At 65.9% G+C, this 16,361-nt stretch carries 6 protein-coding genes and 2 pseudogenes; 4 read left to right on the forward strand and 4 right to left on the reverse strand.

The annotated features are described in order from the left end of the window. Positions 1–76: 76 nt before the first annotated feature. The 3 genes and pseudogenes from ACT54L_RS04825 to ACT54L_RS04835 all read right to left on the reverse strand — a co-directional run. A pseudogene (locus ACT54L_RS04825) lies at positions 77–1,166 on the reverse strand (IS701 family transposase); the annotation flags it as partial. Positions 1,167–1,243: 77 nt separating this feature from the next. Continuing rightward, a pseudogene (locus ACT54L_RS04830) lies at positions 1,244–1,345 on the reverse strand (IS5/IS1182 family transposase); the annotation flags it as partial. Positions 1,346–1,567: 222 nt separating this feature from the next. Next, entirely contained in the window at positions 1,568–2,179 is a 612-nt protein-coding gene (locus ACT54L_RS04835) for a TetR-like C-terminal domain-containing protein (protein WP_476084419.1), read from the reverse strand. Between the two features lie 673 nt (positions 2,180–2,852). On the opposite strand from ACT54L_RS04835, the gene ACT54L_RS04840 reads away from it, so the two are divergent. The 3 genes from ACT54L_RS04840 to ACT54L_RS04850 all read left to right on the forward strand — a co-directional run bounded on the left by ACT54L_RS04840 (position 2,853) and on the right by ACT54L_RS04850 (position 5,359). Then, a complete protein-coding gene (locus ACT54L_RS04840; protein ID WP_476084420.1) occupies positions 2,853–3,902 on the forward strand; it encodes a lipocalin-like domain-containing protein in 1,050 nt (349 codons plus the stop codon). A 124-nt stretch (positions 3,903–4,026) separates the two neighbouring features. After that, positions 4,027–4,992 (forward strand): NAD(P)H-dependent flavin oxidoreductase, encoded by a 966-nt coding sequence (locus ACT54L_RS04845; RefSeq protein WP_476084421.1) that lies wholly within the window; start codon positions 4,027–4,029, stop codon positions 4,990–4,992. Positions 4,993–5,041: 49 nt separating this feature from the next. Then, on the forward strand, positions 5,042–5,359 hold the full coding sequence (locus tag ACT54L_RS04850) for an NIPSNAP family protein (protein ID WP_476084422.1): 318 nt from the start codon (positions 5,042–5,044) through the stop codon (positions 5,357–5,359). 412 nt (positions 5,360–5,771) lie between these two features. Here ACT54L_RS04850 and ACT54L_RS04855 read toward each other — a convergent pair whose 3' ends face one another. After that, complete coding sequence (locus ACT54L_RS04855; RefSeq protein WP_476084423.1) at positions 5,772–6,695, reverse strand: hypothetical protein; 924 nt, start codon at positions 6,693–6,695, stop codon at positions 5,772–5,774. Between the two features lie 305 nt (positions 6,696–7,000). Between ACT54L_RS04855 and ACT54L_RS04860 the strand changes: the two genes are divergently transcribed. Beyond that, complete coding sequence (locus tag ACT54L_RS04860; RefSeq protein ID WP_476084424.1) at positions 7,001–15,904, forward strand: autotransporter outer membrane beta-barrel domain-containing protein; 8,904 nt, start codon at positions 7,001–7,003, stop codon at positions 15,902–15,904. Positions 15,905–16,361 lie beyond the last annotated feature (457 nt).

The raw sequence follows: 16,361 nt of genomic DNA on the forward strand, positions 1-16,361 counted from the left end.
CCTCCGTCGTTGCATTCCCGCTCTCCAGTCCCGTTGATCACCTTATCTCGGTGTCCACGAAACCGGCAGCAGGCCACTGCTCGCATATCCAGCGGGCTTTGATTGCGCCGGCCAGGCGCTTGAGCGGTGTGCCAGCCGGCAGGTTCGAGAGATAGTATTTGCGCTCCCCATTCGAGCGGCGCTCGCCGATCAGCCAGGCCTCTTCGCCCGGCAGATGCTGCTGTCCCATGGCGCCGATGCGCTGGGGTGGCCCGTCCGCCACCCTGATCCGCACGGCAGCGAAGCGGGCTTTCAGTGGCCCCTTGGTGCCACGCCGCCAACTCAACGCGCGCCAGCGTACCGCCGCCATCGTCTTCTCCGCCGAGACCGACGTGGCATCGGGCACGGGGTTCTTGCGTGGGCGGCCACGCCCGGAGACGGGAAAGGCAAGAGCCACGTCGGCCGGATAGACCTTCTGGCGGGCTCCGATGCCGACGGCCCAGGCGAGGCCACGCGCGCTCAAGGCCTGCCGGAACGGCGCGGAGAGGCCATAACCGGCATCGGCGAGCACGCAGCCGAAGCGCAGGCCGGCCGTGCGCGCCCGATCAATCTCGGCGAGCGCGATCTCGGGCTTGCTCCGAGAGCCGGCATGATCGTCCGGCACACCGGCGCGGGCCAATCGTGCCGGATCGCTTGTCCAGCTCTCGGGCAGGAACAGCCGCAACCCCACCATGACCGGAACTTCGCCGGACGCCAGCGTCAGCGATACCAGGGTCTGGCAGTTGGCGGTCTTGCCCAGGGCCGAGGCGTATTGCGGCGCGACGCCGACCGAGCGCTCTCCCTTCTTCGGCAGCGCCGTGTCATCGACGATCAGCCAGGCCTCGGCGCCGCCGATCATCCTGTCGGCCTCGACGAGCAGGACCTTCTCCAATGGCGCGGCATCCCAAACGCCACTGGTGATGAAGTGATGGAGCTGGTCGTAGCCAACCTCGCCGTTGCGGGCCGCCATCGGCTGGATGCTCTTGCGCTCGCCCGCTCCGATCAGACCCGCCACATAGGCAGGACACATCCGCGCCCGAACCTTGTGCCGCAGGGCATCCAGAAAGGGCACAAGCCACTGTTCGAGGTCGGACTTCCAGTTCGCATCCATGGTCGGCCCTCCAGAAAGCCGACCACCCATGAATCACGCAAACCCCGTCGCGGGAATCCCAAAAACGCCCGACACTCCAAAATATGCCAAAGTAGTGTTAGGCTCCAGACTCAATTAGGTCCACCAGATAACGATAGCGGAAAGCGTGACGGCGGCTGCGAAGTTCACGGCGAGCTTGTCGTAGCGGGTGGCGATGCGTCGAAAATCCTTGAGGCGCCATAGTCCTCTAACGCCGTGGCCTTCTCAATGGTCTCAAAGGGGGCGTCAGTGCCCGGTCCATCCCTTCCGGATGCGCTTCCTGCAATCGAACTGGCGCAGGGGCAAAGCAGGTAAAGATCGATGGCGTAACGTTCGAGGGCCGCCTGTTTCGCACCCTCGTGGCCGACGGCGTTCGGTCCTTCCGACGACGGTAGGCGCGACCAAAGCCGTAGCCTATATTTAGATGCGGAACGGCTCCAGCGCGGGCATCAGGACGCTGTCCAGTAATCGGTTGAGAAAAATGTCATCCGCCGGGATCCGCATCACCACAGTCTGGTGAAATATCATGGTGTGCGCGACATCATCAAGCGGCTGCGCCACCAGCGCCTCGCGGCGCAAAGTGCCGCGCTGAACCGCTCGGCCAATGGCAGCACGCCATCCTTCGTTGCGCAGCGTATCGAGCTTGGCGGTAAACATGGCCTCCAGTACCGGATCGCTCTGTACCGGCAGCAACAGGCCAGCCAGCATACGCGCCCGTTCCGGACAAAGGGCCTTGGTAATCCCGCGCATGAAGGCGAGCAGGTCGGCACGCAGCGAGCCCTGATCTTCCAGATCAAAATGGGTCTTGTCGAGATCGGCCTGGATCGCGGCAAGGACCAGGCTGCGCGCATCCGGATAGCGACGATAGATGCTGGTTGCAGGGATACCGGACATGCGTCCGATCCTGGCAAATGTAACGCCCTCCAGCCCTGTCTGGCTCAGCACCTCAAGCGTGACGCGGATCAGCGTGTCATCGAGCAACTTGTCACGCGGCCGTCCTGCCTGGGCGGCAGTTTCATCGGATTTCGCCATCACTCTCCCTGAATCTTCAGTAACCAAACAATTCGTGCGGAGGGCCGACACAGCCCTTGATCTGGAGATGGCAGGCTCCTAGTTATTTCGCTATATGAGTGTAGCGAAATGGTACCTCATGCCGTCCGTGAACCCAAATTCGACCGCAGAGCAGCAGAACGCAAGTGGCCGGGCTGTTCCACATGCCGGTGCTGTTTCAGGTGGCGTAGCCCTCGGCCTGCCGCCGGTCCTCACGGTGTCGAGCGCTATCACCTCTTCCAACTCATCGCGGGCAAGGAGGGACGTCGTCCCGCCACTCTTCGATCCTGTTTCCAGTCTGCGCTACCTGCAGGATGGAATGCGCAATTCATGGTTCTTCATCGGCTGTCTCGAAACGACAGCGGGGCACAGGCTGAACTGCCTTGTCCATCAGATCATCGGTTCGATGCCGGGGGCCGGTCCAGATCGCCAGTATTCTCAACATTACCGACATCACCAATCGCACCTACCGGGGCGAGGAGAAGATGTATTCGGCAGGCGAGGTCACGCTTGACCGTCCTTCATCCCGACGGGACGCATGTCATTGCTGAAATCGACCCCGCCAACGGAGCCCAAATACGAAGGCGTGTGCCGCAGCTGACCGCCGCCCGCTCTGGCGCAGGGCCGCGCCGCTTCTCAAAGGAAGGATCAGATCATGGAAAGCGCCGATAGCCAGAGTTCCCTTCCTTCGCGCGCAATTGGTGCCAGCGCCCGCGCGGATGGAACCCGGCGCTTCGTGTCGGGGATCCCGCTCTTTGTCGATCCGGCCAGGGATCTACCGAGCCATCCCGATTCCGTCTTGGAATCCTGGTATGTCAATGCCGCCTTCGAAGGCGGAGGAAAAGTTCTGGGCTTCGAGTGGCATCAGGGTGTCAGTCCCTTGGGCAGCACGACCGAATTCCTGGTGATGAACGGGACCGACGGCATCTGGCGCCCCTCCGTTGCCGCCGAAGCGAAGTCGCTGGCGGTCGGCGCGTCGACGAGCGAATGCCGCGTCTCATCTCAGTTCGGTACCTTCAGCGGCGACCGTTCCCAATTCCAGCTCACGGTGAAGTCCGGGCTCAACGCTCTGGATGTGGTGCTAACACCACAGCGCGAGGAACTTTATAACGGTACGACGGGCCTGCTGCACCTGCTCGGCTCCGACTCCTACGAATATGCCTTTCCGAACATGCGCGCCAAGGGAACGTTGACGATCGACGGCGAGGACTTCGCGGTCGACGCTCCATCGGTCTGGTTTGATCGCCAATGGGGGCGCGCGGGCGAGGCAAGCCCAGAGGCGCTCGCGCAGCAGGCGGAACTTATAAACCAGTCGCACTGGACCTGGCTGGGACTGACCTTCGGGGACGGCGACCGGTCGGCCATTTCCTTCTGGGACGTCATGGAGCCGGAGACGCGGTGGAACGCCCTGACCTATCTGCGTGACGATGGCGTGCAGATGAATGTCGGAGCGCAGGTGACCTACGATCGCATCTGGACCAGCCCCGAGACGGGGCAGCGCTATCCCTCCGTTGCCCATATTCGCGCCCCGGCGATCGACCTCGACATCGTTCTTACGGCGATGCTGGAGCGACCGGAATTCGTCTATCTGCCGGGACAGGGGCATAGCGGATGCCAGTCCCTGTGCCAGGTGACCGGCAGGCAGGGGGCAACCCGGATCAACAAGGCTGCAATCTTTGAGATGATCGGCGGGATCGACTTCTAGTCCGCGGCATCAATCCGAAGGCGATTTTTCACATGCTTAAGATCGCACCGCACAGACATGCCGCACGTTCTTACCGTGTTCGATAAGCAACGCCGCAGCCGTCACGTTAAGGCAAGAAGATATCATGAACAATATCATCTGCGATAAACTCGGCATTCGCTATCCGATCCTGCAAGGACCAATGGCCTGGGCCTCGGACAGCAAGCTGGCGGCAGCCGTTTCCAATGCCGGCGGGCTGGGCATCATGGGTCTCGGCTTCTGCCCGCCGGATCTCTTCCAGGCCGAAATCCGCGCCGCTCGGTCACTGACGGCGGCCCCCTTCGGGCTCAACATCATCATCGGCCTGCCGGATGCCGACACGCTGATGGAAATTGCGCTGCGCGAGGGCGTCAAGGTCGTCGAGATCGAAGCAGACCGTGATCATTTCTCGGCCCTTCCACCCTACGTTGAGGCGCTCAAGAACCAGGGCATCGCCACCATAGGCAAGGCGGCTTCCGTCTCGGATGCCAAGGTGTTCGAAGCGGCGGGAACGGATTTCGTATCAGTCAAGGGCTATGACGGGGGCGGCCATATCTACGGCTTTACCGGCACCTTCTCACTTATCCCGCAAGTGGTCGATGCCGTCGCCATTCCGGTCATCAATTCCAGCGGCGTGGCTGATGCGCGCGGTGTGGCCGCATCCTTCATGCTCGGCGCCCTGGGGGTGGAAGTTGGCAGCCGTTTTCTGCTGGCGGAGGAATGCCCGATCCATATCAACTACAAGAACGCCATCATTGCCGCTTCGGAAGGCGACACGGTCGTCACCGGCATTGACGCGGGCGACGGGGTGCGCGGGCTTCACAACCGGCTGACGCAAGAAATGCTGCGCGTCGAGCGTGAATTGCCCCGTGCGCAATCCGGCGAGCGCATCCGCCAGATGGGGCATGGCGTGTTGCACAAGGCGGCAGTTGAAGGCGACACCGAGAATGGGAGCCTCGTCGTTGGCCAGAATGTCGGCCTGTTGAAAACCATTCAACCGGCAAATGCCATCATGCAGGAACTGATCGCCGGTTACTCGAGTATCGCGCCTCAAGATCTTGCGGCAGAATAATTGCCTTGGAAGCAAACACCCGCTCAGACAAAGTCCAAGGAGAAAATTAGTGAAAACATATGAAATGCGCGTCTACACACTGAAATCCGCTCAGGCCGCTACAGCCTACCGTGAGATATGGATCAAGCATATCGAGAGCCTGAAAGCTTTCGAAATCGTCACGCATGGCGTGTTTGCCGTCGCGAATGATCCAGCGAAAGTCGTGGCACTCGTCAGCTATCCCGAAGGTGCCGATCCCAAGGCGGTTTCCGATCGCTATATGGCCAGTGACTTATTCATCGCGGACATGGCGGGTTTCGACGTCGAGGGGTTCGCCTCAGTAGAGGCGACATTACTGATCCCAGAGATATTCTCCCCTCTCCAGTAGCCGCAGGCCGAAACCTCCGGCGAAGCCGGCGATTCGAATGACCTCTGAGAGCCCGTTTGGAAACTCACGGATGAGGGCCGATGCAGACCATCAACGACGGGACGCACGATATATGGCCTGCCACGGGGGACAACGTCATTATGTCTGCTTTCCCAACGCCCAGCTCCTAAATGCTGACACTCTCCTTCCGGCTCCGGAGCCGTCTGTCCGCAACGCCCCCATTGCTGCCGTTTGATTGACCCTAGCGGTTTCCCAAAAGCCGACATTGCTTATGATTAGCCGAGTGTCACCGGAAAGACGTGCACGTCGGCCGCGCGGAACAAGCGCTTGTTTGACCAAATCTCAACGCCTTTTGATCCCGCGGAGTGCCCGGGCCTTGGTGCACCCGACCGAATGTGAGGGTGAGGGCTGCTCAATATGCCGGGGGGTGTGTGCCTGTACCGATTGAGCGCGGCGCCTCATGCTGCCCTTGTCGCAAGGCCGAAAGGAAGGTCAGGAAAATGACAGCATAGAAGCGCATCAGAACCGGCATCAAAGCCGGCCCGGCCCGATATCCGCCCCGGCCGGACTCACTACAGGCGAGTTCCTCCGCCTCCGCCAGTTGCAGAACATTGGCAATGTGCGCGCGGGATACGGAGAACTGTCGCGCCAGTTGGGTGATGGAGGCTGCCCCGCCATTGGCGACCAAAGATACCAGCGTGACGAGGCCGACATCCCGTTCCGCGATGCTGCGTAATTCCGGGGTCGCCTCTAAGACACGCACGCCCTGTCTGAAGCCTTCCGCCATCGCATGGGTGCACGGGCCGAAGAGGATTTCGTCCGGCAAGGCGCGCGCCGCGGCAGCCGCCGGCGCATCCACGTGAGCGATGGCGGAGAACATTCCGTTCCAGCGCTCCCGATGCATCTGCAGCAGTGTCGCGCTCGGCATCAGGCGTCGTTCCTTGGCGGGGGAGTGAGGGGCCGCAATGAGCAGATGCTTGAAACGCAACGCGGCGAGGAAGGCCGTGGCGCGCCCAGGACTGCACACGTCTAGGTTCACCACTTCGCGGCGCAGCCGCGCCCCGGTCACGCCCGTGCCGCCGCTCTCAGTGAAATGCAGATCCAGAATGAGCAGGACGGCCAGAAGCCGCCCGCGATCATTCAGCAGCCGGTTGCGTAGCCAGTTGCCGTCGTAAAGGCGAACGGCGTTACCGGCCGCCGCGCGGATGGCCGCCGGAAATCCGGGCGCCCGCATGAGATCGTCAATCGCCTTGGCGCCGAAGACTCTGACAATCGGCTCGGGGAAAGGCGTGGCGGGCGCCAATGCCGCGCCGTCTGTCGAGCTCACCCCCTGCATGTGCAATCCGACGATTCCAATCTGTGGCATTGCCTATACCACGCCCGAGCCCCAGACCTAACCCAGACATGTTTTATGACATACGTTGAGGAATGCAGGAAAAACCAGCGTTCCTTGGCTCCGACCGAGGCACAGGCATGGTTCGTCCGACGTTGTTCTCGCGGAAGACATTGAAGGTCTCCGGCCCTCTTGCGAGGTCGCTGCCGATTCTCATGTCGTCGGTCGCGCTATGTGCCTTGACGCTCCCGGCGGCGGCCCAGACCGCCGCCCCGACCGCGCCGACCGCGCCGTCGATCGGCCCGATCATGTACAACTATTCACCCTCAACTCCCGCCAGCAATGGCTCCAGCGGCCAGAACGCCCCGTTGAGTTGCGCCTACCCGCCCTATGAAGGCACCCCCGGCAGTCCGTCCGCCTCTGCCGGCGGGTACTTCCCGTATGGCCTGAGCTCCGGTGGCCCCTTCGACGCGACGCTGGTCGTCGCGGTCGTCACCGGCGGAGAGGGCGGCGCAGGGGGAAGCGGCGGCAGTTGCTATGGAGGTAGCCCCGGCGGCCCCGGCGGGATTGGGGACGGAGTCAGCTTCGGGATCGATACGCCCGCGGGCAGCTACACTTTCAATTATTCCGGCATCGTCCTCGTGTCCCAGGGCGGCCAGGGCGGCGATGGCGGCTCCACCTCATCGTTGAGCTTTCAAGGCGGCGCCGGCGGCGGTGGTGGCAATGGCGGCGAGGTTGCCGTCACGATCACCAACAACGTCACCTTGACGACGGTGCTCCCCGATGCTTACGGCATCTGGGCGCAGAGCGTGGGCGGGCAAGGCGGCAATGGCGGCAACGAGAACAGTTCCATCAGCAGCGGCAATGGTGGAACGGCGGGAGCCGGCGGAACCGGCGGTACTGTAACGATCACCAGTTCCGCGAATGTGTTCTCGCAACAGTCGACCGCGATCTTTGCCCAGAGCATTGGTGGCAACGGCGGTGGCGGGGGGTCGACCGCTGGATGGTTCGGTGGGGTGAGCGGCGGCGGCGGCTATGGCGGCGACAGCGGGAATGTCGCGGTCACGCTCAATGGCCTGCCAAACCCTGACTGGTCAAACACTGCCGCGTCAAACGTCGCTCCTTATCTCGCGGACAGCATCACCGTCAGCACGGGCGGCAACGGGTCCTATGGCATCTACGCCCAGTCGGTTGGCGGGGGCGGGGGAAATGCGGGCGTCGCGGCCGGGCTCACCGCGCTGGGCGGGTCCGGTGGTCCGGCCAGCTATGGCGGGACGGTGTCCGTGGTCAGTTATGCCCAAATCTCAACCTCTGGCGCTTCCTCTCCAGGCATATTCGCCCAATCGGTCGGCGGCGCGGGTGGCTCGGGCGGCATGGCGTTCGGCGGCGCCCCCGTGGCGATCGGCGGTTCTGGCGGCGAGGGCGGCTACGGGTCCGGGGTAACGGTCGCGAATTACGGAACCATATGCACGGGCGGCAGCTGCAGCGGCGCCAGTCCACCTTCGGACAGCGCCGGCGGTGCCTTCGGCATTCTCGCCCAGTCCATCGGTGGCGGCGGCGGCGCGGGCGGGTTCGGCCTTTCGACATCCGCCTCTCTGGTCGCGGGCACCGCCTTCACCGTTGGTGGCACCGGCGGCTCGGGCGGTAACGGTGCCACCGTGTCCGTCGTGAATACGGGCAGCATCAGCACGCAGGAAGTCAACTCCGCAGCCATTCTGGCTCAATCCATCGGCGGTGGCGGCGGAACGGGTGGGGGTGCGGTGGCGATATCGCTGAGCCTGACGGCTGGCGCTTCGATCTCCCACGGCGGTTCGGGCGGCTCGGGCGGTGGCGCCAATGCGGTGACCGTGAACTGCACGAGCGGGGATGCCGGCGCGAACTACGGCGCCGCCTGCACCAACAGCGGAGCCCTGATGCTGGAGTGGTTCAGCCCCGGCACCATAAGCACCAACGGTATCGGCTCAGCGGGTATTGTTGCCCAGTCCATCGGTGGCGGAGGCGGGCATGGCGGTTATTCGGTCTCGCTGTCCGGCACGGAAGCCGCGGCCTTCTCCCTCGCGGTGGGGGGATCTGGCGGCACCGGCGGCAATGGCGGCAACGTTTTTGCGGGTACCGGCGGGGTCGGCATCGTCACGTCCGGCTCGGATTCGCCCGGCGTCGTAGCGCAGTCCATCGGCGGCGGCGGCGGAAATGCCGGGGCCAGCATCGCCGGCAGCCTTTCGGAGGGCGCCTCCGTCGCCCTCGCGCTTGGGACCACCGGCGGCGCCGGTGGGTATGGCTCGACCGCCGCCGCGGTCAACCAGGGCAGCACCATCACCACGACGGGGGACCGCTCGCCAGGCCTAATCGCTCAATCCATCGGTGGCGGTGGCGGCAATGGCGGCGCGGCCATTTCGGCGGGCGCCAGCCAGGTGGCGGCAGTGAACCTCGCGCTCGGTGGCACGGGTGGCGACGGCGGCTCCGGCGGCTGGGCCTATGCGTATAACGATACGAATTCCGGTCCCGCCGGCCCCACCGACATCACCACGAGCGGCTACCAGTCCAGCGCCATCGCCGTCCAATCCATCGGTGGTGGCGGCGGCAATGGCGGCTACACCACATCGCTCACCCTCTCGCTGGGGCCGGGCCTCGGCGCCAGCATCGGCGGGCTGGGCGGAAGCGGCAACTATTCCAACACAGTCTTCATCGAAAATGCGGGCGGCACGCTCACCGCGTCCGGCGGTGGCGCGGCGATCATCCTGGGCCAGTCCATCGGTGGCGGCGGCGGCAATGGCGGCTTTGCCGCCAGCGGCAATGCCAGCCTTGGGGGCGCGGCCACACTGGCCGTGGGCGGCAGTGGCGGCGCCGGTTCATCCGCGAACACGGTCTCGATCACCAATTACGGGGCTCTCGTGTCACCCGGCACGGTGTCGGGAAGCACGAGTGGCGCTGCCATTTATGGCAATGCGCCCGGCATCCTTGGCCAGTCCATCGGCGGCGGCGGCGGTTCAGGCGGATTTGCTGTGGCCGGCTCGGTCTCGGGAGAGGGCACCGCCAACCTGGAAGTCGGCGGCTCCGGCGGCTCCGGCGGGACGGGCGCCGCGGTTACCATCGCAAACTACAACAGCATCACGCTGATCGGCTCCCTGTCGGCCGGAATCGTTGCCCAGTCCCTCGGTGGCGCGGGCGGCACGGGTGGCTTCGCTGTGGCTGCCGGCCTGTCGTCCGGCGCCAGTGCCACGACCACCATCGGCGGCGGTGGGGGCAATGGCGGCACGAGCGGTGCGGTGACCATCAACCATGGGAACGGTGCCGTCACCACCGATGGCGATCAGTCTCCCGCCATCATCGCCCAGTCCATTGGCGGGGCGGGTGGCAGCGGCGGCTGGGATATCGCCGGGTCGCTGGCCAGTGTTGGAGCGGCGAGCGTAGGCCTCGGCGGCAGCGGCGGCGGTGGCGGTGTCAGCGGTCTGGTAACCGTCTCCGCGGATGGGGCCTTGGCCACCAATGGCCTGATTTCGCCGGGCATTCTGGCGCAGTCCATCGGCGGTTCCGGTGGCAATGGAGGCTTCAGCGCCGGCGCGGCGGGCTCCATCGTGTTTTCTTCCGACGTCACGCTTGGCGGTGGCGGCGGCAGCACAAACAGCAGCAGCAGCTACGTCGGCGCCGGTGACGTCACCGTGACCGCCACCGAGGCCATCACCACGCAATTCTCTCAGTCACCGGGTATCCTGGCGCAGTCCATTGGCGGCTCGGGCGGCAATGGTGGCTTTGCCATTGCCGGGTCCGGGGCGACCGGCGGCGGCGATGCCAAGGTTTCGGTGGGTGGTGCCGGTGCAACCGGCGGGGGCGGCGGAAGTGGCCAGGCGGCCGGCAGCGTCACCGTGCTTGCGGCGGACATAATCGTAAATGGATACCTCTCAGCCGGCATCCTCGCGCAATCCATCGGCGGGGCGGGTGGCAATGGCGGCTCGAGCCGGGCTTTCAGCGTCTCCGGCACAAGCGACAGCACGGACGGCGCCGCAGCCAGTGTCACCATCGGCGGTAGCGGCGCCTCTGGCGGGGATGCCACCTTCGTGCAGGTGACGCAGACCGGCATGATCATCACCGGCAACCCATTCACCCTCAGCAACGATCAGTCGCCCGGCATCCTCGCGCAATCCATCGGCGGCTCGGGCGGCAATGGCGGCTCGGCGGATGCCAATGCCATTTCCTCCACCGCGGCCGTCTCGGTGGCGCTGGGCGGGGGCGGCGCGAATGGCGGCTCGGGCGGTTCAGTAACGCTCAATGTCAACAACGGTGCGACAACGGGGTCGGTCACGACCTATGGCCAGCATTCGTCAGCATTGATCGCGCAGTCCATCGGCGGCGGGGGCGGCAATGGCGGATGGACCCAGTCCACGGCGTCGAGCAACAATTATGCGGCAGGCGTCGCCATCGGAGGATATGGCAGCGGGGGCGGTGATAGCGATGGAACCGTGACCGTCAATTCCGGAGGAGGGATCATCACCTACGGTAACCTGTCCTACGGCATCCTTGCCCAGTCCGTCGGCGGTGGGGGAGGCAATGGCGGCGCGGCGTCCAGCACCACTGATGCTGGACAGGGACAGGAACTGCAAGGCGGCGTCACCTCCGTTGCGGGGGCTGGCGCGGGCCAGATCGCGAGCAATATCAGCTCTGCCGTGTCCGGGGCCGACGGCTCCAGCCCGCAAAACGGCAGCAGCAATGCCGCGAACGGAATCGCAGCGGCGTTGACCATTGGCGGTTTTGCCGGACAGGGCGGCGCCGGCTCCACGGTGAATGTCACGAGCAGCTCGAACATTTCGACGGGCGGAGACCAGTCCACAGCCATCTTCGCCCAGTCTGTGGGCGGCGGCGGCGGCAGCGGCGGATCGGCCAGCGCAAATTCCAGCGGTAGCTCCTATGCAGCCTCCTTCACCCTCGGCGGGGGCGGCGGTCCGGGGGGCGGCGGCGGCAGTGTCTGGGTTTCAGCCACAGGCTCCATCCAGACCATCGGCCTCCAGGCTGCGGGCATCTTCGCCCAGTCGGTGGGCGGCGGAGGCGGCTTGGGCGGGTCATCCTCCAGCACCGCCTCCAGCGGCGGGCAGGCCGCGCTCAGCATGAGCCTCGGCGGCAGCGGCGGCAATGGCGGAGACGGCGGCACCGTCACCGTCACGTCGATGGCTTCCTCCACCATCAGCACCCTTGGTCCGAACGCCGCGGGAATTTTTGCACAGTCAGTCGGCGGAGGAGGCGGGTCGGGCGCGTCCAGCAGCGCGGCCGCCAGCGCACCGGGCTCATCCAGTTCCGGCGGCAGCGCATCCAGCGCCACAGGTAGCCTGTCCGGTTCAGCAACCGGCTCAAGCACCGCTTCGGCGGCAGGAGAAAACGGCGGCAAGCCCGGCGCGCAAGCCGGGACCAATGGCGGGTATGCGCTGGCCATGAGCCTCGGTGGCAGCGGCGGGCAAGCCGGCAATGGGAACACCGTTTGGATCAATAACGAATTTGGGATTTTCACGGGCATTAATCTGGTGAGCGGGACCAGCAGCCTCGTTCCCGCTGATAACTCACCGGCCATCTTCGCCCAATCGGTAGGCGGCGGCGGCGGCAATGGCGGAGCCTCCACCACCAACAGCTCGGCGGGTGAATACAGCGCCTCCCTGTCGCTCGGTGGCAATGGCATGGCCGGTGGCACGGGCGGCACCGTCACGGTCAACACCATCGGTACCCTGCAGACGACGGGTGCCAACTCGGCCGGTGTTTTCGCCCAGTCGGTTGGCAATGGCGGCGGCAATGGCGGATCCTCCACCACGACCTCATCCTCAGGCAGCGCCCTCTCCCTGGCACTCGGCCTCGGCGGCAGTTCATCGGGCGGCGGGGACGGCGGAGAGGTGACTGTCACCGTGAATGCGTCCGGCGCGTTCCCGACCGATCCGGGCATCAGCACGCAGGGCTTCAATTCCCACGGTATCTTCGCCCAGTCGGTGGGCGGCGGCGGTGGGTCGGGCGGCGTTCTCGTTTCGGCGGCGACAGGGCCAAGCAGCAGTAGCGGCAATGGCAGCAGCAGCAGCTCAGCTTCCAGCGCCTCGACCTCCGCTTCCACCACCGACGGCGTCGCGCTGGCGCTGGGGTTGGGCGGATCAGGGAGCGCCGGGGGCAGCGCTGACAAGGTGCTGGTCACGTCGAACGTGCAAATCAGCACACAAGGCGCCAATGCGGCCGGCATTTTTGCCCAGTCCGTCGGCGGCGGCGGCGGCGCGGGCGGCGCCAGCACGGTCAATGCCAGCAACAGCAGCTATGCGCTGGCCTTCGGTCTCGGCGGATCGGGCGGCGGAGGCGGCGCCGGCGGCGAGGTCCAGGTGACCGCCAATGCGGCAATCACCACCGGCGGCATTCAGGCCTATGGCCTGCTGGCGCAGTCCGTAGGCGGCGGCGGTGGAACGGCGGGGGCAGCGACCAGCGGCGCCTCGGGCGGATCGGACGCCTCCTTCAGCATGGCGCTCGGCGGCAGCGCCGGCAGCGGCCAGACCGGCGCCGCCGTGAAGGTAACAACGGCAGAGACGATCACCACCTCGGGCGCCGCAGCGGTGGCGATCCTCGCCCAGTCCATCGGTGGCGGCGGGGGCATCGGCGCTGCCAGTTCGTCCACGTTCAGCAGTGATGGTGTCAGCGGAACGCTCACTTTGGCGGGGACGGGCGGCAGCGGCAATGATGGCGGGAGTGTCAAGGTTACGGCCGCCGGCCTCTCGACCTCCGGTACCGCGGCCTTCGGCCTTCTCGCCCAGTCCATCGGCGGCGGCGGCGGTGTCGCCAGTGTCGGCACAAGCTCGGCCATGACGGGCGGGCTCTCCACGACGCTGGGCGGCTCAAGCAGCGGCGCGGGCGGCACGCTCAAATTGACCACCACCGGAGCCGTCTCCACCACCGGCAACGGGGCGATCGGCATTCTCGCGCAAAGCATCGGCGGCGGTGGTGGCGTCGCGAATGGAGGTGGCAGTGTCACCTTCGCAGGCCCCACAACGGCCTCCGATGGCGGAGCCGTCACGGTCACGGTGGGAGCTTCGGTGACCACCAGCGGCACCAATGCTGTGGGCGTCCTCGCCCAGTCCATCGGCGGCGGTGGCGGTGTGGCCGTCTCGGACGGACAGGCGACCACGTGGACATCTTCGGGCGGCACCGGCACGGGCGGGGCGGTGACGGTGAACGTGAACGCCAATGTCAGCACCACCGGTGCTGGCGCCTATGGCGTCATCGCCCAGTCGGTGAGCGGAGGCGGCGGCCTCGTCATGAACGGCACCACCCTGGAGATGGTGGCCGATGCCTCGTTAAGCACAGGCAAGGTCATCTATAATCACGGTGCGGGCGTCACCGTCAGCGCAACGGGCGCGGGCGCCACCGCCGTCTACACGCAGGGCTCCAGCGACCCGATCATCAATATCGGCGCCGGCGGCGTGGTGCTCGGCGGCGCCGGCGGCACGGCCATCACCAGCGACGGCACGGAGACCTACATCAACAATTCCGGTGCCCTGTCCACGGTGGACGGCGCCGAGGGCATGGCCATCCGCGCCCTGAACGGCTTCGCGCAGATCACAAATGGCGGCACGCTCACCGGAAATATCGCGCTCACCACGGGCGCGGCGAACTGGGTGACAAACCTTGCCGGCGGCACCATCGCGGCCGGGTCCGCCTTCGATCTCGGCGGCTCCGGAAACCTTCTCACCAACGCCGGCACACTGCGAAGCGCGGCGGATGGGCTGGGCGCCGTGACCATCAATGGCAGCCTCGTCCAGACCTCCACCGGCGTGCTCGCCGTGCGGGCGGACCAGCTTTCGGGCCAGTCCGACAGGTTCACGGTCACCGGAGACGCGCGCCTCTCGGGCGGGGTGCTGGGCATCATCTACAATCCCGGCCGCGCCATGGCGGGCCATTTCGACACCCCCTTCCTGTCGGTCGGGGGCACGCTCACCACGGACAATCTGGTGGCGCTCGGCGACACGGCGATCCTGGATTTCTCGCTGGCCAATATCGGCGGGGGCCTCAGCCTTGGCACCACCATCGACTTCACCCCGTTCGGCCTGTCCAAGCGGGGCCTTGCGTTGGGGACGCTGGTCGGGGAGATCCAAAGGCGCGGCTCCTCGGCCCTGTTCGAGGCCATTGTGCCGGCCTTGCTGCAGGTAACCACGGTGGCGGGACTGGACCAGAGCTATGAGACGGTGGGGGGCGGCGCCGTCTCCATGGTGCCCACCACAATGATCAATGCGGCCTCGGCGACGCTTACGGGCATCGCCACGCAGATGGACTTGTGGCGCAGCGGGCTGCGCCCGGCTTCCACGGCGCTCAGCTACGTTGCCTCTGCCGGCGGAGGCACAAGCGGCTCGAACCCAGGATCGAGCGAGGACGCGGCGGGCGGCGGACGCTTCTTCTGGGGCGCGCCCATGGCGAGTCTGACCACGGGCGGGGGCCTGTCGGGCTCCAGCATCGGCGGCATGGCGGGGCTGGACGGGGTTGTGGATGGCCAGCCTCTGCTTGCGGGCGCGGCGCTCAGCTTCTCAACCTCAAGCCTTGCCGCCAATGCCTATGGGGCGGACGTGTCCACAAGCTATGGCAGCCTGAGCCTCTACGGCCTGTATGAAGCCGGCCCGGCCTATGTGTCGGCCATCGTGACGGCAGGGTACGGCAGCACGAACTTCAGCCGCAACCTCTACAACCTCGGCCTCAACCTGGCGACCGACAGCGGGCTGGACGGCTGGATCCTGGGTGGGCGGATCGAAGCGGGCTACAGCTTCGCGCTGGGCACGAGCGGCGCCAACCTGACCCCGTTCGTGGCCTTCCAGCCGATCCAGCTCTGGCTGGGCTCGGGTTCGGAGGAATTCACGCTGGGGCCGGGCATCCGGTATGAGGCGACGTCCATCACCGCGCTGCCGCTCTATCTCGGGCTACAAATCGACGGCATCTGGACGGCCAGCAACGGGCAGCGCGTGGCGCCCTATCTGCGGGCGGCCTGGATGCATGATTTCAGCCCAGACCGGGAGGTGCCGCGCGCGTTCGCCGAACTGCCCAACCTCACCTTCTCGGGCACCGCTATCCCAACCATCAGCAACGCCCTCGACCTGCATGCCGGCCTGCAATTCCTCGCCGGCCCGAACACCGCATTGTCGGCGAGCCTCGACGCCCAGGTGTCTGAGAGTTATTCCACGTTCGGCGCCTCCGCCAGCTTCCGGGTGAGGTGGTGAGCTACGGAGCGGCGGGGGCTGGCGATCGGCCAACGCCAAGACGAGGATGGCACTCACGCGTTCCGGCGCAAGAAGGCGTCCACGATCTACAAGGCAACAGGCGCCCATCCGCGCCATCCAGATCCGGCGCGAGAAGTGCCCCCTCTCCTCATGGTCGATGTAGACGCAGCTCGCCCGCCCCTGCACGAGGGGGATGACCTTGGCTGGCCACCAGCCCTGGAACTCGCCTTCCGGGTAATCGGCCATGAGCACGACGTCCCCACAACGAGGGCGCGCCAGAGGCGATCGTCGACGGGGGTTGGACTGGGCCGTCTCGGCAAGAGGAGTGGCCGTCGCTTCGAACGGCTCGGTCGCCACGGGCGGCTCAGTGGCAGGCCGTTCGTCAACGACAAGCGTGTCGTTCGAGGCGATCGCGACAGCCTCACTCCCGGCGACCTGTGCCATTGCAGCGACAGCC

The organism is Aquabacter sp. DMC10 (assembly GCF_056314145.1).